The organism is Prosthecobacter sp., from assembly GCF_049294395.1.
Classification (GTDB): Bacteria; Verrucomicrobiota; Verrucomicrobiia; order Verrucomicrobiales; family Verrucomicrobiaceae; genus Prosthecobacter.
The window spans coordinates 41,586-65,573 of the sequence record NZ_JBAQCR010000345.1; the positions used below are offsets into that span (position 1 = coordinate 41,586).

Annotated in this window: 23 protein-coding genes and 1 pseudogene; 14 read left to right on the forward strand and 10 right to left on the reverse strand. The window is 60.0% G+C overall.

Features of this window, described 5'->3' with window-relative positions; genetic code table 11:
- Positions 1-79 precede the first annotated feature (79 nt).
- The 5 genes from WAW39_RS22930 to WAW39_RS22950 all read right to left on the reverse strand — a co-directional run bounded on the left by WAW39_RS22930 (position 80) and on the right by WAW39_RS22950 (position 6,424).
- Positions 80-1,114, reverse strand: a complete 1,035-nt coding sequence (locus tag WAW39_RS22930) for an MBL fold metallo-hydrolase (RefSeq protein ID WP_422321487.1) — start codon at positions 1,112-1,114, stop codon at positions 80-82.
- A gap of 82 nt (positions 1,115-1,196) precedes the next feature.
- The gene (locus WAW39_RS22935) at positions 1,197-2,126 is read right to left on the reverse strand and encodes an alpha/beta hydrolase fold domain-containing protein (RefSeq protein WP_422321488.1); all 930 of its coding nucleotides are present in this window, start codon (positions 2,124-2,126) and stop codon (positions 1,197-1,199) included.
- A gap of 38 nt (positions 2,127-2,164) precedes the next feature.
- Positions 2,165-3,058 carry a hypothetical protein gene (locus WAW39_RS22940; RefSeq protein WP_422321489.1) on the reverse strand — a complete coding sequence of 298 codons (894 nt, stop codon included), beginning with the start codon at positions 3,056-3,058 and terminating at the stop codon, positions 2,165-2,167.
- Positions 3,059-3,063: 5 nt separating this feature from the next.
- Complete coding sequence (locus tag WAW39_RS22945) at positions 3,064-5,058, reverse strand: SUMF1/EgtB/PvdO family nonheme iron enzyme (RefSeq protein ID WP_422321490.1); 1,995 nt, start codon at positions 5,056-5,058, stop codon at positions 3,064-3,066.
- Between the two features lie 19 nt (positions 5,059-5,077).
- Entirely contained in the window at positions 5,078-6,424 is a 1,347-nt protein-coding gene (locus WAW39_RS22950; protein WP_422321491.1) for a hypothetical protein, read from the reverse strand.
- Between the two features lie 73 nt (positions 6,425-6,497).
- On the opposite strand from WAW39_RS22950, the gene WAW39_RS22955 reads away from it, so the two are divergent.
- From WAW39_RS22955 to WAW39_RS22980, 6 genes are all read left to right on the forward strand, one after another.
- A complete protein-coding gene (locus WAW39_RS22955; protein WP_422321492.1) occupies positions 6,498-7,739 on the forward strand; it encodes an anthranilate synthase component I family protein in 1,242 nt (413 codons plus the stop codon).
- Between the two features lie 48 nt (positions 7,740-7,787).
- Positions 7,788-8,054, forward strand: a complete 267-nt coding sequence (locus WAW39_RS22960; protein ID WP_422321493.1) for an AbrB/MazE/SpoVT family DNA-binding domain-containing protein — start codon at positions 7,788-7,790, stop codon at positions 8,052-8,054.
- Positions 8,051-8,470 (forward strand): type II toxin-antitoxin system VapC family toxin, encoded by a 420-nt coding sequence (locus WAW39_RS22965; RefSeq protein ID WP_422321494.1) that lies wholly within the window; start codon positions 8,051-8,053, stop codon positions 8,468-8,470. The genes WAW39_RS22960 and WAW39_RS22965 overlap by 4 nt, the downstream gene beginning before the upstream one ends.
- Positions 8,471-8,505: 35 nt before the next feature.
- Entirely contained in the window at positions 8,506-9,291 is a 786-nt protein-coding gene (locus tag WAW39_RS22970; RefSeq protein WP_422321495.1) for an NIPSNAP family protein, read from the forward strand.
- 4 nt (positions 9,292-9,295) lie between these two features.
- The gene (locus tag WAW39_RS22975) at positions 9,296-10,633 is read left to right on the forward strand and encodes an SBBP repeat-containing protein (RefSeq protein WP_422321496.1); all 1,338 of its coding nucleotides are present in this window, start codon (positions 9,296-9,298) and stop codon (positions 10,631-10,633) included.
- A gap of 164 nt (positions 10,634-10,797) precedes the next feature.
- Positions 10,798-11,298, forward strand: coding sequence for a 3D domain-containing protein (locus WAW39_RS22980; protein WP_422321497.1), 501 nt, complete (start codon positions 10,798-10,800; stop codon positions 11,296-11,298).
- Here WAW39_RS22980 and WAW39_RS22985 read toward each other — a convergent pair.
- Positions 11,295-11,480, reverse strand: coding sequence for a hypothetical protein (locus tag WAW39_RS22985; RefSeq protein WP_300198149.1), 186 nt, complete (start codon positions 11,478-11,480; stop codon positions 11,295-11,297). The genes WAW39_RS22980 and WAW39_RS22985 overlap by 4 nt on opposite strands.
- A gap of 126 nt (positions 11,481-11,606) precedes the next feature.
- Between WAW39_RS22985 and WAW39_RS22990 the strand changes: the two genes are divergently transcribed.
- Positions 11,607-13,178, forward strand: coding sequence for a long-chain-fatty-acid--CoA ligase (locus tag WAW39_RS22990; RefSeq protein WP_422321498.1), 1,572 nt, complete (start codon positions 11,607-11,609; stop codon positions 13,176-13,178).
- 113 nt (positions 13,179-13,291) lie between these two features.
- On the opposite strand, the gene WAW39_RS22995 is transcribed toward WAW39_RS22990, so the two are convergent.
- The 3 genes from WAW39_RS22995 to WAW39_RS23005 all read right to left on the reverse strand — a co-directional run bounded on the left by WAW39_RS22995 (position 13,292) and on the right by WAW39_RS23005 (position 16,225).
- Positions 13,292-14,080 carry a ThuA domain-containing protein gene (locus WAW39_RS22995; RefSeq protein WP_422321499.1) on the reverse strand — a complete coding sequence of 263 codons (789 nt, stop codon included), beginning with the start codon at positions 14,078-14,080 and terminating at the stop codon, positions 13,292-13,294.
- A 218-nt stretch (positions 14,081-14,298) separates the two neighbouring features.
- On the reverse strand, positions 14,299-14,577 hold the full coding sequence (locus WAW39_RS23000) for a hypothetical protein (protein ID WP_422321500.1): 279 nt from the start codon (positions 14,575-14,577) through the stop codon (positions 14,299-14,301).
- Between the two features lie 7 nt (positions 14,578-14,584).
- On the reverse strand, positions 14,585-16,225 hold the full coding sequence (locus tag WAW39_RS23005; RefSeq protein WP_422321501.1) for a fumarate hydratase: 1,641 nt from the start codon (positions 16,223-16,225) through the stop codon (positions 14,585-14,587).
- A gap of 96 nt (positions 16,226-16,321) precedes the next feature.
- Between WAW39_RS23005 and WAW39_RS23010 the strand changes: the two genes are divergently transcribed.
- Entirely contained in the window at positions 16,322-16,549 is a 228-nt protein-coding gene (locus tag WAW39_RS23010; protein ID WP_422321502.1) for a hypothetical protein, read from the forward strand.
- On the opposite strand, the gene WAW39_RS23015 is transcribed toward WAW39_RS23010, so the two are convergent.
- Positions 16,546-16,941 carry a molybdenum cofactor biosynthesis protein MoaE gene (locus WAW39_RS23015; RefSeq protein WP_422321503.1) on the reverse strand — a complete coding sequence of 132 codons (396 nt, stop codon included), beginning with the start codon at positions 16,939-16,941 and terminating at the stop codon, positions 16,546-16,548. The two genes, WAW39_RS23010 and WAW39_RS23015, sit on opposite strands and share 4 nt — an antisense overlap.
- 161 nt (positions 16,942-17,102) lie before the next feature.
- Here WAW39_RS23015 and WAW39_RS23020 point away from each other — a divergent pair, with 161 nt between their 5' ends.
- From WAW39_RS23020 to WAW39_RS23045, 6 genes and pseudogenes are all read left to right on the forward strand, one after another.
- On the forward strand, positions 17,103-22,046 hold the full coding sequence (locus tag WAW39_RS23020) for a PVC-type heme-binding CxxCH protein (protein WP_422321504.1): 4,944 nt from the start codon (positions 17,103-17,105) through the stop codon (positions 22,044-22,046).
- 43 nt (positions 22,047-22,089) lie between these two features.
- Positions 22,090-22,347, forward strand: a complete 258-nt coding sequence (locus WAW39_RS23025; RefSeq protein ID WP_422321505.1) for a ribbon-helix-helix domain-containing protein — start codon at positions 22,090-22,092, stop codon at positions 22,345-22,347.
- Between the two features lie 104 nt (positions 22,348-22,451).
- A pseudogene (locus tag WAW39_RS23030) lies at positions 22,452-22,646 on the forward strand (type II toxin-antitoxin system RelE/ParE family toxin); the annotation flags it as partial.
- Positions 22,647-22,777: 131 nt separating this feature from the next.
- Complete coding sequence (locus tag WAW39_RS23035) at positions 22,778-23,182, forward strand: hypothetical protein (RefSeq protein ID WP_422321506.1); 405 nt, start codon at positions 22,778-22,780, stop codon at positions 23,180-23,182.
- Positions 23,179-23,433 (forward strand): hypothetical protein, encoded by a 255-nt coding sequence (locus WAW39_RS23040; RefSeq protein WP_422321507.1) that lies wholly within the window; start codon positions 23,179-23,181, stop codon positions 23,431-23,433. The genes WAW39_RS23035 and WAW39_RS23040 overlap by 4 nt, the downstream gene beginning before the upstream one ends.
- A 73-nt stretch (positions 23,434-23,506) precedes the next feature.
- A complete protein-coding gene (locus tag WAW39_RS23045; protein ID WP_422321508.1) occupies positions 23,507-23,983 on the forward strand; it encodes a TlpA disulfide reductase family protein in 477 nt (158 codons plus the stop codon).
- Positions 23,984-23,988: the final 5 nt, after the last annotated feature.

Sequence of the window (23,988 nt, forward strand, 5' to 3'; positions counted from 1 at the left end):
CCGCTCATGAAGAGCAGAAGATTAAGCGCTGCGGCCAGCAGCGCTGGGAGCTAGGGCCGCCAGATAACAGTCAGCGGCCCTAGATGGCTGCATCGGCTGGTTCGGCGTTCGATTCCAGGTTCCAGTGCGCCGGGTAGCCAGTCTTCGGAAAGATCTGCCGGGCTTCCTGCAACATCTCCAACCAGTCAGCACGTTGGTATCGATCCGACAAGTGGAACAGCACCAGTTCCTCCACCTGCGCCCGTTGCGCCAGAGTCGCTGCAAGGACCGTGGTCATGTGGAAGTTTTTCCTGGCCAGTTCCATGTCCGCGTGGCGGTACTGCCCTTCGCAGATCATCACCCTGCAGCCACGCAAGGCATCGGTCAGGCGCTCCATCGCCGCTTCATCCAGCATGAAATCCGTCAGATAGGCGATAGAGTCCCCGGGCGTCTCGACGATCAACTGCTCCCGGAGCTCGTTCATTGAATGCGTAACACCGTCAATCACCACCACCCCGTCGCTGCTCGCTGACTCCTTCAACTGCTTCAGCCAAGGCCCCGGCCGCAAGCCCAAGGACGGCAGCCGGGAGGTGTCAATGTTCCGCCGCGCCTTCTCACGGACTACGTAGGCCAGCGTGGGGGTCCGGTGGTCCATCGTGACAGCATCCACGGCGCATCCAGCACCATCCCAGAGGGTTCGGACATACGGCTGCGCCCCTTCGTCATGCGCGACCGCGAAGGCCTCACGCAGCTCCAAACGGGCCGTGTGGATCTGCCCGGGATGGATGTCGGAGATACGCAAAGTCGCCGACATCTCCTCATGCAGGTTCCACAAGAATCCTTGGCAGCGGTGTTGCAGGATGCGGATGGTTTCCGGCGGCCCCCAGATCCGGTTTGGCTTGGTCTGCCGGTTGAATATGCAGCGGAAGAACGAGTCAAATCCCCCCACATGATCCATGTGCAGGTGCGAAAAGAACAGGTGATCAATCGCCTGGATGTCGGCAAACGGCAGGTCAGAAACGCACCCTTCGCCGCAGTCGAACAGGAGGCGTTCGACGGCCTGGCCGCTGTCCACCTGCACCAGCAGAGCGTTATCCCCGCCAGCGGTCCCTAGGATGCGGAAAGAGATGCTCATCGTCATTGCTACCGTTCAGGTGCCGGACGTCAAGGATCAGGCATCAGTGGGCATCATCGCAGGCACGGCCCTGTCGCACCCCTCACTTCACCACCGGCTCACCCAGGTGCTTCTTGAAGAAAGCCGCCGCGATGTCCACCGTCTCTGCGCACCACGGATCTTTCATCCAGAACGGATGCGGCGCGTCCTTCAGCGTATGCACGGCGGTTTCGATGCCGAGCGCCTTCAGCTTCTCCATCATCTCCGCACGGCCCACTTTGAGCGTGTCTTTTTCCCCTTCGATGTAGATCGTCGGCGGCACCCCGGCGCGCACGTGATTGATGGGCGAGGCTTCTTTGTAAACCTCCGGTTTTTCCAGCGCATTGCCGCCAAAGAAGAGGATCGCGCTCTCGTTCTTTTGGAAATAGTTGGAGTCCACAAGGTTCTGCGTGGCCGCCATGACGATGCAGGCCTTCACCGCGCTGGATTGATCCTTGAACGGGCCTTCACCTTCAAATTCGGGCAGTCCCGTCGTCATCGCAGTCAAGCCGGAGAGATGCCCGCCCGCAGAGCCGCCCATGCAGCCGATGCGCTCAGGGTCAATTTTGAGCTCCTGCGCATGCGCACGCAGGCATCGCAGCGCGGCTTTGCAGTCGTGCAGCGCCGCAGGGTATTTCGCTTCGGTGGAAAGGCGGTAGCTCACCAGCGCGGTCACGAAGCCGCGTTGCGCCAGGCGCTCCATCATCGGCTTGTCAGCCTCCACCTGCCGGGCCTTCCAGCCCCCGCCATGGATGTCCAGAATGCAGGGCCACGTTCCCGCCGCATCAGGCACATAAACATACAGCTCCACCGTGTGCTCAGGATACTTCGCGACCTCGATCGTCTTCAGCGTGAATCCGGCCGGAGTCTGCGGCGTGAGCTTTTTCCACTTCGGGCCGTTGGCGCCGGCCTTCGCCGCCGGTTTCGGGTCGGCAGCGTGCAGGGCGCTCAGCGCAAGAGAAAGGGCAAGACAGAGGGAGAAACGAAAATGCATGGGCATGCATAACGCCCGCAGAACCTCGGGTCCTAGCGTTATTTCTTCGCTTTCGGCACCGTGCCCATTTCTGCCGAAGGACGTTCGGAGGCTTTGCGCAGGGCTTTCCTTGGCGGAGCAGGCGCGCCGGGGTCAAAAGGTGCTCCACCGACCACCTGCGCTCCGCCTTGGGTCATGATCAGGGTGGGCCGGTTGCCTTCCGGGTCTTTGTAGTACGTGCGCTGGTGCACCTTGCCATCCGGGTTCACCACCACGTGGCAGAAAACATGAGGCATCGCCAGGAACAAGACGTGCAGCTTGTTATGCACGTCGATGCTGATCTGCGGCTGCACCGCCATCATCGCAGGGCCCAGCAGGAACGTGGCGATGTAGGCCCCGCTGCGGTCATCCGTGATGCGGCAGTAGAGCTGCAAATCATCCAGCTCACGAAACAGGATGACCTGGTAGCGGCGCTGACGCCCGGCTCCGGTGAAACCCTGCGGCACACCAAACGGCTGGTCAAACATGTTCGGCTTGGAGTCCGTGATGGTCATGCGCAGTTTATTGGACATGAAGTACTGCCCGGAGATTGGGTGCAGCACATTCGCAAGAATGGTGAAAGTGCCGAGGCTCGAGGTGGAATAGCCGCCGGAAATTTCGACCGTGTGCTTGGTCGTGCCGCCCGCAGGCAGGGTGATGGGCTCCTCCGAACTGATCCCCACAGGGGCCAGCCGCTGCCCAGTGGACTGGGTGATCTCAAACTGCAGCCAGTCGGGTGCGCCATGGCCGCCCACGATCACATCCGCACCGGAACGGTTGGTGACAGTCACCACCGCCACCACTGGCTCGCCCGTGAGGAATTGATTTTTCAGCAGGGTCAGATTCGTGACGTATTGAGCACGGGCCTGGCCGCAGCACAGGCAGAGGATCAGGAGCAGGAGGAGGCGGTTCATAAGCTTCAAGATTTGGGTTTGGCTGGCGGTGCAGTGCTGGCAGCGGGGGCGGTGCTGCTGGCGGTGCGGAAGCCGCGCGCGAGTGTAGCCTCATTCGCGGATTCAGGAAAGCGTCTGTCGGTGAGCAGCTGGTCGTTGCTCTTCAGGCCGAAGTGCCCGCCACGCACCACGGGCACCTTGATGTCGATGTAGTCCGGGTGCGAGGGCCATTCGCCGGACTGCGTTTCGCCCGCAGTCCATTCGCTCACGTTCCCGGCCATGTCACACACACCGTAGGGGCTGACGTCCTGCGTGACGCGTGTGATCGGCGCCCAGAGATTGTACCCGTCGATCTTGCCACCTTTGCCTTTCGGCGACGCATCGTAATCATCGCCCAGGTTGGCCGCCTTGCTGTTGGGCTTGTTGCCCCATGGATAGATCCAGCCGTGCTCACCACGGGCGGATTTTTCCCACTCCTGCTCCGTTGGCAGGCGCTGGCCGTTCCATTTGGCAAAGGCATACGCATCCCACCAGTCCACCTGGGACACCGGTGTGTTGAGCGTGATGCTCTCACCGTTGAACGTGGTGCCCGCTTTGGCGGCGGCATAATACTGGCCCCACTTCACAGGCTCATGGCTCGTTTTGGTCTTCGGTTGCAGGGAATGATCAAAGGCTGTCGTCGGCGCTTTTTTCAGTGCCTTCAGAAAGTCCGCATACTGGCCGATGGTGACCTCATTCTTGCTGATCCAAAATTCCGGCAGATTGATCTTCTCATTCTTTTGATAAATGAATGTGCCGGCTGGGATCTTCACCATCTCGATGGGAAGCGCCGAAGCATTGGCAGTTGGCAGGGTGTTGCTGCTGTTCATCAAGGCGCCGAGGCCTGCGACCACCGCCAGAATGAGGACGATCATCACCCAGACCCACCAGGGTTTGTTGCCGTTGACGTTTACCGGCAGCGTCTCCGCCTCGATCTTGCGCACGATGCTGCGCTCACGCATGTCGTCACGCACATCATCGAGCGCGTTCAGCAGTCCGTTCCAGTCGTGGTTGGCATCGGCCAGCGATTGCAGCAGTCCACGGGACTTGCCCTCTGCGGCGATGGGGCGCATCAGGTCCAGAAAAGCCTTCACATCCGCCTGCGGATCGCGCTTTTTGGCCACGGACGGGCGGAAGAAATTCACGATGCTCGCCTGATGGTCCGCATCAATGTAGATGTCTCGCGGCGAGATGCTGCGATGATGGTAACCGCGCTCCGTGGCAAACTGCATGGCCTCCGCCACTCCGAACAAAACCTCCGCAAGGCGGCGCTCGGTCAGCATCTCATCCGTCAGCTCGATTTCAGACAAACTGCGTCCGCGCGGCAGTTCGCGTGTGTAGAACAACCAGCCGTTCGTCTCACCTGCCTCATACAGCGGGGCGATGCGCGGATGCATCAGCGAGGCCTTCACCCGCTCACGTTCTTTGAACTTCGCCACCACGTCCGGCTGCTTCAGAAACTCCGGCTTCAGCAGCACCAAGGCCACCGGTCGTTGCACGGTGATCTGCAGCGCGCGGTAGGTTTCAGACTCCCGTTCAATGTAGAGCCGCTCCAGCACCTGGTAGTTTCCCAGCACGGTGCCAGGCACCATGACCGGTGGCGGTTCGTTGGACTCCACCGGCAGCGTCAGCAGCGCTCGCACACGATCCAGCAGCTTCTCCGGTGTGTAAGGTGCATCCTTGAGCACCAGGCCGTCGGCGATCTGGTCTTCAAATCCGGTCAGGTCGTAGCGGGTCGTGAAAAGAACCCGTGTTTGCGGAAATCGTGCGCGCACCGTGTCGCGCAGCGCAAAGCCGGTTTCCTGCGTTTGAAAAATCGCCTCGGTCACGAGGATGTCGAGTGAGTCGGCTTTCGCCACCCACGCAGCCGCCTGGGACGGGCTGGCAAAATCAACCACGGTGTACCCAGGGAGGTTGTCCCTGAGCCAGATGGTTCGGGTGCCGCGCAGCGCGGCATTGGAATCAACAAACAAAAGAGTCATGCGGGCATGTCAGTGGCGATCATTTTCCCATCGGTGGGAGCAGCGGATTCACACCCGCAGGAGCAGCGCCAGGTGTGGTTCCGAACTCCAGGAGATCGCGGGGCTCGGCAGCCACATCCTGAAGTTTGTTGTTGTAGTAGAGCCGGAGCATGTACCCGTAGTACGAACGGCGTCCATGCTGCTGGATTTCGGCGGGGGAAAGGGCGGGCAGGTGATAAACGACGTCCAGCAGCTCCTCGCCGGTGCCGTTCCAGTCCACAGGCGCGGACTGCCAGGATTCGACCGGTTCAGGGGCGATGGTCTGCGCCACTGTTTGGTTGTTCACTCGGTCAAAAAAGAACACCTCAAGATTCAGCTCTTGCGAATTGATCGGACGGTTGCCCGCACGGGAGATGGGGACATGCAGCACGTAGCGTTCGCCGGAGGGGACCTGGAAATCACGGATCGCCTGGCAGGCGCCGAGGCGCAGAAACTTTTCACCGTCCGCACCGGAGGCAGCCGATAATGCAGGTGCCGACACCGCTGCCGAACCCGCGCCCAGCCTTCGTGAGGCAAGTTCAAAATAACTGCCCGCCTTCGTGGCTCCGAGAAGCTGAATGCGCCGCCATGCGTCCATCGCCTTGGCCGTGATCCCCATCTGTTCGTAGGTCTGCGCCATCTCGGCAATGATGGCCGGATGATCCGGCGTCAGTTCATCCGCCTTGCGCAGCAGTTCCAAAGTGCCCTGCATGTCGCTCAGGCCGCGGAGCTCCTTGGCCGCCGTGATGACGTAGTTCACATCACGCAGCAGTGCCGTGGCGGCATCGGGTTTGGAGTTGGGTCCAGTCGGCGCAGTCGTCTTGAATCCTGCAGCCTGCGTGCCAGACATTGAAGGAGGTGCGGAAGTCTGAGAAGTGCCGGGTATGGCAGGAGCAGGTGGGAAAGTCTGAGGGGTCCCGGGCATGGCAGGAGCAGGTGCCGCTGGAACAACCGGCGCTACGGCCACGGGCGAAGTCTGGGGAATGTACGATGGGGCGGGCATGGATGCCGCAGCTCCGATCTTGTCGAAGGAACCGATGGGTGGCGGAGCATTCGAAACAGGGGGCGCGGCGGGTGGTGCTGGCATCAAAGACCCCGGCAGGGGGGGGGCAGTGACGGCACTCGGTGGCATGGCGATCTGGCCGATCTCCGGCACCATGCTAGGCACAGGCGCTGGCAGAGTCGGCGCTGCTGCCATGGGGCTCTGCACCGCCGCTGGAGTAGGGTGGGTGGTGAGCAGTTTGAACGCCAGGCTTAGCTGAACCACCGCCAGCACGCATAGCGTCCCCATCGCAACCGCAGTAGAACGATCACGCTCGGAAGACAGAATGGTAGATGGAGGAGTCACAAGTTGCTGAAAAAGACGCTCATGGTACGATTTAGGCCTCCTAGTGTCAATGTTTCAGGGTTCTTCGTTCAAAATGCCGGAAGGTCACTCCCTGCCGCTGTTTTCTCATGCCATTGAAACGTCACCGCACTACCGGCCGTGTGCATTTTCCTTCACACCCGCCGAAATCGCGGCGCAACTGTGCCATCGCGAGGGCTTGGTATGGATGGATTCGTCTCTGGCGGCACCCGGCGCGGTCTCCGTTCTTACCGCCGAGCCTGTCGCCCTATTGCGGGGCCACATCGACCGGGACTGGGAAAAAGTACGTACTGCGTTGCGCATTCCCCGGGCCTCGGCCGGCGGTTTGTACGGCTGGGTCGGTTATGACGGTTATTTCACCTTCGGCATCTACCCGCACGGCCTTGTTTATCATCATGACACCGCAAAATGGTTCGAATTCGGCGATTTTAAGTGGCAGCCCTCCCCCTGCCAGCCTGCCGCCGCCCCACGCCTTCATTTCACACCCGGCGTCCGCAGCGCAGACTTCATTCACAGTGTCGAGCGTGCCCAGCGCTACATCTCCGCCGGGGACATCTACCAGGTAAACCTTTCCTACCCCTGGCAGGCAGCCTGGCCGCAGGAAGCCGATGCACTGGCTCTCTATTTAAAACTGCGCGCCGTTTCCCCCGCGCCGCACGCCGCCTTCATGCAGCTGGCCGGGACCACCGTCCTCTCCGCCTCCCCCGAGCTCTTCCTCCGCATGCAGGGCTCCCGCATCGCCACACGGCCCATCAAAGGTACACGTCCTCGCTTCGCCGCTGACCCCGAACGTGACGCCGCCGCCGTGCGCGAGCTCACCACCTCGCCCAAAGAGCGTGCCGAACTCCTCATGATCACCGACCTCGAACGCAACGACCTCGGCCAGGTCTGCGAATTCGGCAGCGTCGCCGTCCCGGAACTGTGGCGCGTAGAAAGCTTCGCTCAGGTCTTCCACCTCGTCTCCACCGTCACCGGCATCTTGCGCCCGCATGTCGATCACGTCGATGCCTTCCGCGCCTGCTTCCCCGGCGGCAGCATCACCGGCGCGCCCAAAAAACGCGCCAGCGAAATCATCGCCGAACTCGAACCCCACGCCCGTGGCCTCTACACCGGTGCCATCGGCTGGTTCGGCTTCGACGGCCGCAGCCAGTGGAACATCGCCATCCGCACCGCCGTGCAGAAAGACGATCAAATCTCCTTCCATGTCGGCTCCGGCATCGTCGCCGACTCCATCCCCCAGCACGAGTACGAAGAAACCCTCCACAAAGCGGCGGGCATTCTGGCTGCAGCGGGGTGAGGCATGCGGCGCTTGCGGTTCAAGGCATTGAGTGGCAAAATCACCCTCATGACCGCGACGCTCACCATTGACGAAGCCGGGCAGATCAATCTGCCGGAATCCCTGCGGCGCGTCTTCGGCGTCGAACCTGGTCAGCGCCTGCGGGCGGAGGTCACCGAGGATAGAATCGAAATCGTGAAGGATGTTCCGGTGGTGACTGCGGGGGAGATGGAAAATGGAGTTCTCGTGCTGCCCAGGCTTGGCATCAAGCTGGACGCCGGTGCCGCTGTTCGTGCTGAGCGTGACGACCAGGCCACCCGTGCATTGCGGCGATGAGTTTCCTGCTGGACAGTTCGGTGTTGATTGCAGCACTTGCACCCGACGAAATCAGGAATGCGGAATGCCTGGCGCTGTTGATGAAAGGTGAGGGAGTGATTTGTGTGCATGCGTTGCTCGAGACGTTTTCAACGCTTACGGGCGGCAAGCTCGGCATGAAAGTGGATGCTGACTTGGCGGTGCAACTGGTCAGCCAGACGATCATGCCTCGTGTTCTTCTTGTCGAACTAAGTGCGGATGAACTGCTGAATGCGCTCCAGTTGGCGAGAAAACACGGTGTGCGCGGTGGAGCTGTTTACGACTACGTGCACCTCGTGTCGGCACGAAAAGCCGCTGCCGCTGTTCTCTACACGATCAACCTCACCGATTTTCAAGCTCTCCGCCGCACAGGAGATCCTGAGATTAGGCTTCCTTGATAAGCATTCACTTCCAAGGCGTATGTTCATCCCTCATGAAGCGCCTCACCTTTCTCGCCCTTGCCCTTGGCAGTCTTTTCGCCCCGCTGATCCACGCCGCCGATGACAGCCGGGTGTACGAACTTCGCATCTACACCTGCAACGAGGGGAAGCTCGACGCTCTCCTCACCCGCTTCCGCGATCACACCTGCAAGCTCTTTGAAAAGCACGGCATGAAAAACATCGGCTACTGGGTGCCGGTGGATGAAGAGAATGGTTCCAAAACCACCCTCATCTACGTGCTCGAACACAAGAGCCGCGAAGCCGCCAAGGAAAGCTTCAAAGCCTTCGGCGCTGATCCCGAATGGCAGGCCGCCCGCAAGGCCAGTGAAGAAGGGGGGAAGATCCTCGCCAAAGCACCGGAGTCGATCTTCATGAAACCGACGGATTTTTCACCGTCGCTGACCATTGCCAAAGGCAGCAAGCCCCGCGTGTTCGAAATGCGCACCTACACGACGCCGGAAGGCAAGCTGGACGCCTTGCTCGCCCGTTTTCGTGATCACACCGTGAAGCTTTTCAGCAAGCACGGCATGACCAACCTCGCCTACTGGACACCCACGGATGCGGACAAAGGTGCCACCACCAAGCTGATCTACATCCTCGCCCACGACAGCAAGGAAGCCGGGCTCGCCTCCTTCACCGCATTCCGTGCCGATCCCGACTGGGTGAAAGCCAAAGCCGCCAGCGAGGCAGCCAATGGCGGTCCCCTCACCATCCAGCCTCAGGCGGAAGGCGTGAAGAGCATCTACATGAAGGCCACAGACTTTTCCCCCATCCAGTAAGCCCATGCGCACGCTCTGCCTCCTCCTCCTCGCCACCTCCCTTCACGCCGCCACCCCCACCTTCGAGTGGGTTGCCGCAGGTGGTGGAGCCAAAAGTGACAAAACCCGCGCGGTCACCTTTGACCGTGAAGGCAACGTCTTCCTCGCCGGTGAAGCGACCGATGACGGCACCTTTGGCGACCAAAAGCGCACCGGACTCGGCGGCATGGATTTCTTCCTCGCCAAAGTCTCCCCGGAGGGAAAGTTCCTCTGGGTCCGCAGTCTCGGCGGCAGTTTGGTGGACCGCGGCTATGGCGTCGCGACGGATTCGGCGGGGAATGCCTACGTCACCGGTCACTACCAAAGCACCGATGCCCAGGCCAACGGCCAGACACTCCCGAATTCGGGTGATTATGACATCTTCATTGCCAAATACGACACAAGCGGAACGCTGATTTGGATCAAAACGGCCGGCGGCAAAGGCTACGATTATGGCCACGGCATCGTGGTCGATTCCAAGGGCGACATCGTGGTCACCGGTGCCATCGCAGGCGAGGCCAAGTTCGGCGACGTCACCGTCAACGCCGGCAGCACCACACGGCCCATCTTCTGCGCCAAGTATGACTCAGATGGCAAACTGAAGTGGGTGAAGGCAACCGGTGGCAAATTCTCCGGCAGCGGACACGGCCTTGGTGTCGATGCCAATGACTCTATCTATATAGGAGGCAGCGGAGGCGGCACAGGCACGATGGATGCAGTGACCTTGGATGCCAAATCCCAGGCTGGAATCGTGCTGAAACTCACTTCCTCAGGCGAAGGCGTCTGGGCCGCCACCCTCCCGGGCGTACCAAGCGCAGGCTTCCATGAAATCGCAGTCGATGCTAAAGGACACACCTGGTGTGCAGGCATGTTCAAAGGCGTTCTCAATGGTGGCCCCGTGCACACCACCGGCGATAAAGACAACGATGGTGTGCTCGCGCACTATAGCCCCGAGGGCAAACTGGTATGGAGCCATGTTCTCCAAGGTCCGGCCACCGACTACTGCCTCGGTGTCGCCACGGACAACACGGGGCGTTGCTTCGTCACAGGCGAGTTTTCCGATACCGCCACCTTCGCTGGGCAGACTCTCAAAACCCAAGGTGCCACGGACATCTTTACGGCTGCTTTTGATGCCAAAGGCGGCCTCGAATGGCTGGTCCAAAGCGGCGGAATCAAGGGGGACAACGCCTACTGCATGGCCTGGCACCCCTCCGGCAGGCTAATTATTTCAGGGTCTTGTGTCGCACCTGCGACATTCGGTGGCCAGACCATGGCGTCGCCCGGCGGGGCCGAGGCTTACGGGGCAGTTCTTCGTTTAAAGTGACGTTGTGGCTCTAAATCGGGCCTTAGGGTCGTCCTAAGCTAGGTATTTGGCCTGTCCCGGCTACAAACCAGCGCGTTGACAGGGGTGTCGAACTCGTCACCATGCGCGCCCCTCCGACCGGGCCCCCCATCTGGTCGAGCGTGACCCAACAACCAACCGACAGATTGAATCCAACCACCCTCCTGTGCCTCGCTGCTATGTGCGTCTCAGCTGCCGCGGAAGAAGTTAAAAGCTCAACCACAACCCCAGCTGGCACTCCAGGCCAGGTCATTGCAGGCGTCAAGACAACCGCCTACACTCACGACGAAAGCGACCATATCGAATACGGTGCCCGCACCGCAGCCGGTACCCCGCTCAAGCACGGTCAGATCCGCAGCGCTGCTGCAGACTGGTCCATCTATCCGGTGGGCACGGTGTTCCAGATTCAGGGAGATCCCTCGATCTACGTCGTCGATGACTACGGTTCCGCCCTTGTGGGCACAAAGACCATTGATCTCTACAAACCGACGTTCGGATTGATGAACAACTGGGGCACGCGCCACGTGACCATCCGCGTCCTCAAGTGGGGCTCGTTTATCCGAAGCCTCACCATTTTGAAGCCACGGGCCTACAAAGCCTGGCACGTGCGCGAAATGGTCGCCCGGATCGAATCCCGTCCGGCTTAAGCCAGGACGCTTTCCGGGACACGAGCTACAATACGCCCTTCGGGATCACGCACGACGATTTTGCCGTGGATGATCTCGGGGGGATTGCTGATGCCCTTCACGTAGTCTGCAGCCAGATCCTTGCTGCAGCCAAGTGACTGGCGGATGCGGACGGCGAGTGTTTCAGGGTCAATGTCAGTCATGGGTCTGAGACTTTAAGCCATCTTGGCGGCAAAGTCGTGGCAAGAATCATCGCGCTGGCGGAAAAGACTGTGCATGTTTTTCGCTCGCCACTGCCGGGCATGACTTCCTATGATCGGCCGAATTCCATGGAAACGCCGCTCTCGCCCCTCGACTTCGCCCGCCGCGCCCGCCGACTTTATGCTGATCGCGAAGCCGTGGTGGATGGGGAACGCCGCTTCACCTACCGCGAATTCTTTGAGCGCTGCGACCGCTGGTCGGCTGCGCTACAGCAGCTTGGGGTGAAGCCAGGAGAGCGCGTGGCCACCATCGCGCCCAACACGCACTCTCATCTGGAGGCGTTTTACGCCATCCCGCAGATCGGGGCCGTTATTGTCCCGATCAATTTCCGCCTCACTGCCGCCGACTTCGCCTACATCCTCAAGCACAGCGGCGCCCGCGTCGTCTGTGTGCATGCCGACTACCTCGACGCGGTGGATTCCATCCGCGATCAGGTGCCCGGGGTGGAGCATTTTGTGGCCCTCACCGGCAGCAAGGCTGGCTGGACCGACTACGAGGCTACGCTCGCAGCCGCAAAGACCGATTTCGTTGCCGCCGAAATCTCCGAGACGGAGATGATCGCGCTGAACTACACCAGCGGGACCACGGCGAATCCGAAAGGTGTCATGGTCTCGCACCGCAATACGGCCTTCAACATCATGGGCCACCTGATGCACACGCATATTACCAGCGCGGACCGCTACCTGTGGGTGCTTCCCATGTTTCATGCCAATGGCTGGACTTTTGTCTGGACCGTGACTGCGGTGGGGGGGCGTCATGTCTGCCTGCCGAAGGCGGACCCTAGGCTGATCTTTGAAGTGATCTCGCGGGAAGGAGTCACGCTGCTGTGCGCTGCACCGACTGTGCTCATCGGCATGGCCAATGCGCCGGAAGAGCTCCGCAAGAACGCACCTCGCGGCGTCCGTGTTATCACTGCTGGCGCGCCGCCTGCTGCCGCCACCATTGAGCGCATGGAAGGCGAGCTCGGCTGGGACATCACCCATGTGTATGGGCTTACGGAAGTTTCGCCCATCGTCACCATCAGTGAATCGCGCCCTGAACACGCGCAGCTTACTCCTCAGGCCCGAGCCGTCATCAAGGCCCGGCAGGGAGTCGAATACCTCGCGAATGCCGAGGTTCGCGTGGTCGATGACGATGGCCAGGAGGTCGCGAAAGACGGTGCGTCCATGGGTGAAATCATCATTCGCGGCAATGCCGTGATGAAGGGCTACTACAACGACCCCGCAGCCACGGCCAAGGCCATCCGCAACGGGTGGTTTTATAGCGGAGATGCTGCCGTCGTGCATCCCGATGGGTACATCGAAATCCGGGACCGCTGGAAGGACATCATCATCAGTGGAGGTGAGAATATTTCATCTGTTGAGGTGGAGGGCGTGCTCTTGCGCCATCCTGCCGTGCAGGAGTCTGCCGTCGTCGGCTTGCCGCATGAAAAATGGGGGGAAACACCGCAGGCTTTTATTGTGCTCAAACCCGGCGCGGCCATCACGCCCGAGGAGCTGAGGCTGTTTTGCCGCGAGCATCTGGCTCACTTCAAAGTGCCGCATGGATTTGAGTTTATTGCTGAGCTGCCCAAGACCGCGACGGGGAAGATCCAGAAGTATGTGCTGCGTGGCGGGCGGGCGAACATCGCTGCGCAGTAGAGGAGGATAGGCCTCCGGCCTGACCACGGCTTGAGGCGTCTCGCCTTAGTTTTTGAATCAAAGGCGGGACGCCTCGATCCGCCGACAGGCCGGAGGCCTATCCTCCGTAGCCGTCATTGACCCGCAAGCTTGCCGTCTTCCACGTGCACGGTGCCGCCGCGTACTTCGATCTTTTCGCGCGCCTGCTCCACCGGCACATGGCGTGGAGTGTTAGCCGCCGCTCCCTGCGGGCGTGCCCAGCGGATGCCGTTGGCGATGACACGCTGGACGTCCGGCAGGTGGTAGATGGGATACACTTCGTGGCCGGGGCTGAAGTAAAAGATGCGACCGCTGCCGCGCGTCCACGTGGCGCCGCTGCGCATCACCTCGCCGCCTTGGAACCAGGAGACGAAGATCAGTTCGTCCGGGGTCGGAATGCCAAAGGGCTCACCGTACATTTCCGACTGCTCGATTTCGATGCAGTCGCCAATGCCTGCGGCGATGGGGTGGCCGGGATTGATCTTCCACACGCGCTCGCGTTCGCCCGCTTCGCGCCAGCACAGCGCGCAGCTTGTGCCCATGAGCCGTTTGAAGACCTTGGAGAAATGGCCGGAGTGCAAAACGATCAGCCCCATGCCTGCGAGCACCCGCTCCTGTATCCGCGTGACGAGTTCATCACTCACTTGATCATGCGCCGCATGGCCCCACCAGAGGAGCACATCGGTTTGGTCCAGCACCACCGGGGGCAGACCCTGATCCGGTTCATCCAGCGTGGCGGTGTGCACGTTGAAGTCGCCATGCTTTGACAGCGCCTCCGCCAGCGCCCCGTGAATGCCGTTGGGATAAATGGCTGCCACGGTGGGATTCTGCCGTTCGTGGACAAATTCGTTCCAGATGGTGACGCGGATGAGGGGATTGTGCATGGATGATGAAAACGCCGATTGAGAGGGATTTAAACTCTCATTTTAGCCGGGCTGTCACCTGCTCCCTGCGCACCTTGGCCATATGCGTAAGCTTCTCGCGCCCCTGCCGGGGCGCATCCCTTTTGAAAGCGGCGAGGCTGTTTGTGTCCGGCGGTTCCCGGTCGCTACGCTCCCTTCACCGCCGGCTAATTTCCGACGAGCCTTCGGCTCGGTGACAGTCAGCTTTGCACGACCTCAATTACAGTTCCTCCGCCAGGAAAGACATGATAGCCGCAGTGTTCGGTGAAGACTCCGATCTCTCCGAGATCTTTATCACGAATGGCGAAGGCATGTTGGAATCGGACCTCTGAGTCATCCTCAAATCGAACAACGAGCGTGGTGTTACACGGGAAGTCTCCTGCGCTCAGCTGATCGCGGCCTTTGCTGCGCAAATGCTCCAACAGCCCAACCTGCCAGCGTGCGGGCAGATCTTGAAACAAGGCTGTTGGATTTCTCATGCGAAACTCAATGCTTCACCGAGCAGCCCGGGCCGACGGTCTGGAAGAAGTCGTTTCCTTTGTCATCGACGAGGATGAAGGCGGGGAAGTCTTCGACTTCGATCTTCCAGATGGCTTCCATGCCGAGTTCGGCGAACTCGACGACTTCGACTTTTTTGATGTTTTCTTTGGCGAGGATGGCGGCGGGGCCGCCGATGCTGCCGAGGTAGAAGCCGCCGTGTTTTTTGCAGGCGTCGGTGACCTGCTGGCCGCGGTTGCCCTTGGCGATCATGATCATGCTGCCACCGTGGCTTTGGAAGAGATCGACGTAGCTGTCCATGCGGCCGGCCGTGGTGGGGCCGAAGCTGCCGCTGGGCATGCCGGCGGGTGTTTTCGCCGGTCCGGCGTAGTAAACGGGGTGGTTCTTGAAGTAGTCGGGGAGGGGCTTGCCGGAATCGATCAGCTCCTTGAGCTTCGCATGGGCGATGTCGCGGGCGACGATGATGGGGCCGTTGATGAGGAGGCGGGTGGTGGTGGGATACTTGCTGAGCTCGGCACGGATCTCGTCCATCGGGCGGTTCGTGTCGATGCGCACGGCGTTGGTGTCTTTGCGGTGGCGTAGCTCTTCGGGGATGTAGGGCAGGGGATTCGTTTCGAGCTTCTCGATGAAGACACCATCCTTGGTGATCTTGCCTTTGGCCTGACGGTCCGCCGAGCAGGAGACGCCGATGCCGATGGGCAATGAAGCGCCGTGGCGTGGCAGGCGGATGATGCGCACATCCAGGGCGAAGTACTTGCCGCCGAACTGAGCGCCGATGCCGCACTCGCGCGCGGCTTGCAGCATTTGGGCTTCGAGTTCGACATCGCGGAAGGCGCGGCCGTGTTCGTTGCCGGTGGTGGGGAGGTTGTCGTAGTACTTGGTGGAGGCCAGTTTGACGTGCTTCATTGTCGATTCGGCGGAGGTGCCGCCGATGACGAAGGTCAGGTGGTAGGGCGGGCAGGCGGCGGTGCCGAGGGAGACCATCTTGTCGCTGAGGAACTTGACGATGCTCTTCGGATTCAGCACGGCGCGGGTTTCCTGATACAGGTAGGCTTTATTGGCCGAGCCACCGCCTTTGGCGATGAAGAGGAATTTGTACGCGTCGCCATCGGTGGCGTAGAGATCGATCTGCGCGGGGAGATTGGTGCCGGTGTTCTTTTCGTCGAACATGTTCAGCGCCGCGTTCTGGGAGTAGCGCAGGTTGTTCTCGGTGTAGGCGAGATAGACGCCTTTGGAGAGCGCGGCTTCATCGCCACCGCCGGTCCAGACCTGCTGGCCTTTTTTGCCCATGATGATGGCGGTGCCGGTGTCCTGGCAGAAGGGCAGCAGGCCGGCGGAGGCCACGTCGGCATTTTTGAGCATGGTCAGCGCGACCATGCGGTCGTTTTCGCTGGCCTCGGGATCGTCGAGGATGGCGGCCACCTGCTTCAGGTGCTTGGGGCGCAGGAAGAAATTGATGTCATGAAAGGCCTGGTTGGCCAGCAGGGTGAGCGCCTCGGGGTCAACGACGAGGACTTCCTTCTCGCCAAATTTCTGCACGGAGACGTGTTCCTTGGTCAGCAGCCGGTATTCGGTGTCATCGGTGCCGAGTTCGAGGAGTTCCTGGTAGTGAAAGGGGGGCGTGGGCATGGGGAGGTGAATTTGAAAGGGATACGAGTTCGGGCAACGAGGGAAAGGAGCATTTTGCACGTTGGCAGGCGGTGCGCGCGGGGATAAACTGGAAACATGATTTTGGAAACGATGCCCGTTGTCCAGCAGCTCAGTTCCCGGGACAAGCGGCTGCTGGCCGAGGAGCTTTGGAACGCCGCCGATGCCGAGGACGCTGAGGTGATGGACGAGGCTGCGGTGTTGCAACTGCTGGATCGGCGTCTCGCTGACCATGAGGCCACTCCTGAGGCGCTTGCCGCGTGGGAGGAGGTGAAATCACTCGTCTTCCCGAGCAAAGAAATTTAAAGTGGCGACTCGGCAAAGACTGGCTTCTTCCAAATGGGCACGCGGGTCTTGATCTCTTTAAGATACCAGTGGCACAGCTCAAAGGACTCGGCGCTATGCTTGGTGCGGACGCGGATGACAATGCTGGGCTGCTCTGCGGCCACGAAGCCGAGGCGGTGCTGGATGAAAACGCGGTGCTGGCCGTGCTCGCGCTGGCCGCGTTCGACGAGGTCCTGCAGCATTTTTTCCGCCATGGGCAGGTAGGCGCTGTAGTCGATGCCGGAGATGGTTCTGCCGTCTTCCATGCCACGCACGACGCCGAGAAACTGCGTCTCGGCTCCCTCACCCGGCTGGAACTCGGAGGGGGTGGTGGGGATGGGCTCTGCGGAAAGAATGAAACTGGCGGGAGGCATGGAAGGAGGGGCAAAAAACTACCACAGAGTTCACAGAGAGGCACAGGGATATGAATCCGAAAGTCTGTGCCCCCTATGGTGAATAGGAGTAGTGCATGGCCGATTGCTCATAAAACTTGTCCGTTGGCTTCGGTTTCTGATAGCGTTTCAATTCTCCAACCATGAAACGCCTGCTTTTCCTTCTCCTCGCCGCCGCTCAGCTCCATGCGGAGACCCAGATCACCTGGAAGCGCCAGCAGCTGCATGGTGACTTTTATTCTGAAGGTGCCGCCATTGGTGACATCAATGGTGATGGCAAGCCGGACGTGGTGGCCGGGCCGTTCTGGTGGGAGGGGCCGGCATTTGAGAAAAAGCACGCCTACTACGAGCCGAAGATTTTCAGCATCAACGGCTACTCGGACAACTTCTTCGCCTATGTGCATGACTTCAACGCGGACCAGAAGAACGACATTCTCATCCTGGGATTTCCGGGCAAGGAGGCGCGGTTGTACCTGAACCCCGGCGTGCATGATGACAAGCCCTGGCCGATGCACATCGTGGCGGATGTGGTGGACAATGAGTCGCCCGTCTTCACCGACATCACGGGGGACGACAAACCGGAGATCGTGTGCAGCACGGGGGGCAAGTTTGGGTGGTTCGCGCCGAACTGGGAGAAGCCGACGGAAAAGTGGCCCTTCGTGGCGGTGACGGAGGATGTGAAGGTCGCCAAATTCACCCATGGCCTCGGCGTTGGCGATGTGGATGGAGACGGACACATGGACCTGTTAGAGGCCCGTCATTGGTGGCGCTGTCCTTTTGGAAAAGGGCAGGTCAAGCCGGGACCATGGGAGCAGCACAGCTTCGCGGCGGGCATTGGCGGCGGCGCTCAGATGTTTGCGTATGACTTTGATGGTGACGGGCGCAATGACATCTTCACCAGCCTCGCGGCGCATCGCTATGGCGTGGCCGTGTTTTTGAACCGCTCGTCTGTGAGCCATCTCAGCGGAAACAATACCTACACGGGAACGACAGTGGTCGTAGGCTCAACGCTTCAGACCTCTGGTGCTCCGGCGGCGGCGCCAGCCAATCCGGGCCCCAATTGGCAGCGCGTCATGCTGGCCAGCGAGCAGCCTCAGGACAACGACTACGGCATCGTCTTCTCCCAGCCGCACGCCGCGTATCTGGCGGACATCGACGGCGACGGCATCCAGGACATCGTCACGGGGAAGCGCTACTGGGCGCACAACGGCCATGATCCCGATGAGCGCGGCCACCGTGTCATTTACTGGTATCAGACCAAGCGTGATGGGAAGGGCGGCGTGGATTTCGTCCCGCATCTGGTCGATGCCGAAAGCGGCGTGGGTGTGGATGTGCAGGTGGGCGATGTGAACGGCGACAAGCTGCCTGACATCGTGGTGGGGAACAAAGCGGGGGTGTTCATCCTCACGCAGGAGAGGAAGGATACCACGGCGGATCTGACGGCGAAGAAAATGTATGGTCCTGCGTTGAAGCCACAGAAGGAGTATGCGCATGGCATGCGCGTCAGCGGGGAGCGCCTGCGTCCCTCAGGCAGTCTTTCGCGTCCCGCGGAAGACCGTCTTAAGGCAGACGCAAACACACCGGCTGGCGAGAGCGATAGAACGGCATCCGGCGGGACTCCGGATGCAGCACGCGAGACGCGTGCGCTCCCTCACGCGCTGGACATCATGCAACTCCCCGGCGGGTTCAAGGCGGAGCTGATCGCGGCGGAGCCGGACCTTGTGCAGCCGATTGCGTTCACGTTTGATGAACGGGGACGCATCTGGGTGGTGGAGGGAAACAGCTACCCGAAGCCACGTGAGGTGGGTGCCGGCCAGGACCGCATCAAGATTCTTGAAGACAAGGACGGCGATGGCGTGTTTGAGACGAAGAAGATTTTTTGCGAGGGGCTGAACTTGGTAAGCGGGATTGAGCTGGGTTTCGGCGGGGTGTGGGTGGGCGCGGCGCCGTATTTGATGTTCATCCCGGACAAGGATCATGATGACAAACCAGACCCCATTGAGGGCGAAATGGCGAACCAAGTTCCTGGCCTGAACTTTCCAGCCAAAATTCTCCTCGATGGCTGGGGCAGCCAGGACACGCATGAGACGCTGAACAGTTTTATTTGGGGACCCGACGGCTGGCTGTACGGATGCCATGGAGTCTTCACGCACAGCAAGGTCGGAAAGCCGGGCACGCCGGATGATCAGCGCAAACCCATCAATGCCGGCATCTGGCGTTACCACCCCGTGCGGCATGAGTTTGAGATCTTTGCCGAGGGCACCAGCAATCCCTGGGGGCTGGACTACGACCAGTACGGCGAGTTCTTCGTTACCGCCTGCGTCATCCCGCATCTCTACCACATTGTGCCAGGCGGACGTTATCAGCGGCAGGCGGGTCAGCACTTCAATCCGTACACGTATGATGACATCAAGACCATCGCCGACCACGCCCACTATGCGGGCAGTGCGCGTCCTGATGTCGCTTTCGATAAAACGACGGGTGCAGGCATCGTGAATGACGACACGAATGCGCTTGGTGGCGGTCATGCGCATTGCGGTCTCGCCATTTATCAGAGCAGCCTTTTTCCGCCGACATATCGGAATCAGCTTATCTTTGGCAACCTGCATGGGCATCGGCTGGTGACGAACTACACGGACCCGCATGCGAGCACCTATGTGGGCAAGCACGGCAGTGACTTCATGCGCGCCAACGACATGCACTTCATTCCCGTGACGCAGAAGGTGGGGCCGGATGGCGCGCTGTATGTCAGTGACTGGAGCGATGAGCAGATCTGCCACCGGGGGAGCAATGCGGTGGAGAACTGGGACCGGAGCAATGGGCGGATTTATCGCGTGAGCTATGCAGGCTGGAAGCCGTGGAAGGGAGATCTGGCGAAGGAGAGTGACAAGGCGCTGGCGAAGCTCGCGGTGCAGACGGAGAACGAGTGGGAGTCGCGGATGGCGAGGAGGGTGCTGATGGAGAAAATCATAATAATTCCAAATTCTCGAAAAAAGCTCATCTCTCTACTCTCGATCTTTGAAAATAATGAGGACTCTGGATGGCATTTAAAGACTGAAACATGGCTAAAGCAGGACTGGCTGGGATCTCTGCTCATGCCAGACGTTCACCTCCAAAATCTTAATTTTGATGCCAAACATAATGAGCGCCTAGTGGCTCAGCGCCTGCGTTCTGCAGCTTCTCAGCCTGACTTTTTGAATACAGATCTTCGCGTTTTGAATGATGTAGTTCAGAAACATCCTTCCCCAATCGTTCGCCGCGAAATCGCCTCGGCGCTTCAGCGGCTGCCGCAGGATAAGCGTAAAGACCTCGCCACCGCCCTCCTAAAACACGGCGAGGACAAAGACGACCCGATGATCCCGTTGCTGATCTGGTATGGCATCGAGCCGCTTGTCGGCGCTGATCCGATGGTGGGGCTGGAGCTCGCGCGGGTGTCGAAGCTGCCGAACGTGACGGAGTTTATTTATCGCCGCCTATCTTCGGATGATGCGGGGCGGGCTTCGATGCTTTCGGAGCTGACGAAGGAGCCGGATGCGGCCAAGCGTGAGACGACGCTGGCGATGATTCTGAGCAGTGCGCGTGGTGCGGGCAAGCTGGCGATGCCGCAGGATTGGGCGACGATTGCGACGAAGCTCAAGGCGGGTGGTGAAGGAATCGCCGGACCGGCTAAAGCCGGGACTACGGAACAGCTGGTGACCGAACTCAGCGCTTTGTTTGGCGATGCGGAGGCGCTGCAAAATTTCCGCGAGCGCCTGGCACTTGCCAGCGCGCCGGTCAATGAGCGCGAGAAGGCGCTTGGCGTTCTCATTCAGACGGGTGATGGGGGCACGGCGAAGCTCCTGCAGCAGATCCTCACGCAGGACGCTCCGGCTTCGCTGAGGAGGAAGGCGATTCAGGCGCTGGCCTCGCTCAAAGATGCGGGAACGCCGCAGGTGCTGGGGGCGTTGCTGCCGAAGCTGTCTGCGAATGAGCTGCCCGATGCGGTGAACACGCTCGCTTCGACGAAAGAGGGCTCCAAGGTGCTGCTGCAGGCGGTGGAGGCCAAGACGGTGCCACCCACGGCGCTTTCGCCTTTCCTTGTGCGTCAGCTCACGGCCTTTGACGATGCGGAGATCAATGAGCTGATCAAATCTGCCTGGGGCGATGTGAACGCGCCGAAGGCGGATCTGGGCGAGAGGACGAAGAAGTATCGCGAACTGCTCACGCCTGCGGCTTTGGCCAAGGGGGATCTGGCGAAGGGCAAGATGCTTTTCACCATGACCTGCGGTCAGTGTCACAAGCTTTTTGGCGAAGGGCAGAACGTGGGGCCGGACATCACGGGAAGCAATCGCGCGGACTTGAACTACCTGCTCGAAAACGTGCTGGATCCGAATGCGGTGATCGGCAAGGCCTACCAGCTCAACCTCTTCACCATGAAGGATGGTCGTGTCATGAGTGGTGTCATCAAGGAGGAAAGTCCTGCGGCGGTGAAGATCGCGATGATGGGCGGGGTGGAGTTTACGCTGCCGCAGCCGGACATCGCCAAGCGTGAGGTGTCGAAGCTGAGCACGATGCCGGAGGGGTTGTTTGATGCGCTCAAACCGGAGCAGGTCATTGATCTGGTGAAGTATCTGCAAAGCGGGGCTGCCGGAGCGGCGAAAGCTGGGACGAAAGTGCCTGGAGCGATCGAAGGCGAGGGGCTCAAGGTTCTGGCGAAGACGGGTGGCAATGCCAAGCCGCAGGGCATGGGTGGCTTTGGTGGTGATTGGAGCGGGGCTTCGCAGCTCTGGTGGACGGGTGGCAAGCCGGGGCAGAAGCTGACGCTGGCGCTGCCGGTGCAGGAGAAGGGCAAATACACGCTGAAAGCGGCGCTCACCCTGGCGAAGGACTACGGCATCATCGACGTGGCGCTGGATGGCAAACCCGTGGCCACGGCTTGGGACGGTTTCAATGGACCCAAAGTCATTCACAGTGATGAACTCGACTGGGGCACGCATGAGTTCAGCGCCGGGGAGCATCAGCTCACCCTCACGATCACTGGCAAGCATGCGGATGCGGTGCCGGGATACATGGTGGGGCTGGATTATGTGAGGTTGGAGAAGAAGTAGCCCGTGCTTGCACAGGCGGCATTTTTTGAGCACACTTGGCCGCATGAACATCAATCTCAGTCCTGCGCTGGATAGTTTTGTCACTCGCGGAGTGCGGGATGGCTTGTTTGCCAGCGCGGATGCGGCGATTGAAGAAGGGCTGCAACTTCTTGCCAGGCAAACCCAGCTTAAACAATCCTTCACCGCTGCGAGCGAGGACGAATTGCTGGGAAAACTTGATGCAGGGATTGCGTCTCTCGATGCAGGCCAGGGCATTCCAGCCTCCCAGGCTTTTGCGATGCTGCGCAATCAAAGCCGTTGATTCATGGCTGAGGCGATCATTTCTCCGGAAGCGCTCCAGGACATGGGAGGCATCCGCAGTTACATCGCCATGGACAATCCAGAAGCGGCGTAGCGTGTCGTGAGGCTTTTGAAGCCTCGGCTGCTTTATTGGCGACACAGCCGGAACTTGGGCCGTGCAAACCCCGCCTGCGTGGACTGCGTCTTTGGGTGGTCACAGAGTTTCCCACTTATCTGATGTTTTATCGTCTGCGTGAAGGGCAAGTTGAAATCGTACGTGTTCTTCATGGTGCGCGCGATTTGAAGTCACTTTTGGAATAACCACGAGACATATCCACTTCAACGCACGCATGCGGATGCGGTGCCGGGATTCGTGGTGGGGCTGGATTATGTGAGGTTGGAGAACAAGTGATCGTTCGACATAGCGGCTGACCAGCTTACGCTTCAGTTCCATGGAAGCGGTTGGCGATATTTTGTCTGCCTTGATTCAGGTTTTCTGCCTCTTGATTGAGTTCTTGGCGGAGGCGACTGTCTGGTTTCTGCAACTTCTGTTCTTTGTGGTGGAGAACATCGTCTGCGGTGTGCTCTGGCTTTGCCGCTGTTCGAAGTTTGCTGGGCCGCGGAGAATAAAGAGGCTGTCTGAAGAGACACGCTTTGTCATCCACAGCTGCCTGCATACTACTCTGGCGCTCGGCCTGGTAGGTGGGATCGTCTATTTCGCCTGGTTTCGGAAACCGGCTACGGTGCCCGAACCAGCACGGGCACCCGAACCGACGAAAATGGAAAAAACCTTGCGAGTGATCGAGAAAGCCAAACAGCTCAAAGAAACGCTCCTGCCGCCGAAACCCCAGCCATGAAGGACCTGCAATCCACGAAAGCCATGTGGCTCAAGGGCTGGCTGTTTCTGCTCATTGGGCTGATGTCAGCGGCCATCTTGCTGGTGGAGAACTGGAGCTGGCGTACGGCGCTGCTGCTGGCGCTGTGCGTGTGGGGATTCTGCCGGGCGTATTACTTCGCGTTCTACGTGATCGAGCGCTGGGTGGATCCGCAGTTCAAGTTCAGCGGGCTGGGGCATTTTCTGGCGTACCTGCTGCGGCGCCGGGACTGAGGCATGAGAAATTAGTTTGCAAGGTCGAAGCGGTTTTCATTTAATCCGGCCTGCAAAGGTATTGCCACCCACCATGAAAACGAAACTTACTTGGATTGTGCTGCTCGTCGGCAGCTTGTTTGCCCTTCAGAACCTGTTTGCTACCGCCTCCAAAAGCAATGTGGGCACGGTGGTGAAAGTGGACGGGCTCAAGTTTAAGGAGAAGGCGTCTTCGTTTGCCGGCAAGCCTCTCATCGTGGAGTTCTGGGCCACCTGGTGTCCGCCTTGCCGCGCCAGCATTCCGCATCTCAATGAAGTTTACAAAAAGTACCAGGCCAAGGGCCTCGAGATCATTGGCGTCACGAAGGAAGACCGCCCAACAGTGAGTGCATTCCTCAAAGAGGTGCCCATCAACTACCACGTGGCCTTTGATTCCAATGGCAAATTCAGCAAGCCCTTTGGCATCAAGGGCATCCCTCACGCCATGATCCTCGACAAGGAGGGCAAGGTTGTATGGGAAGGCCATCCCATGAGTCTGCCAGAAAGCGAACTGGACAAGGTCTTGAAGTAGCTCCT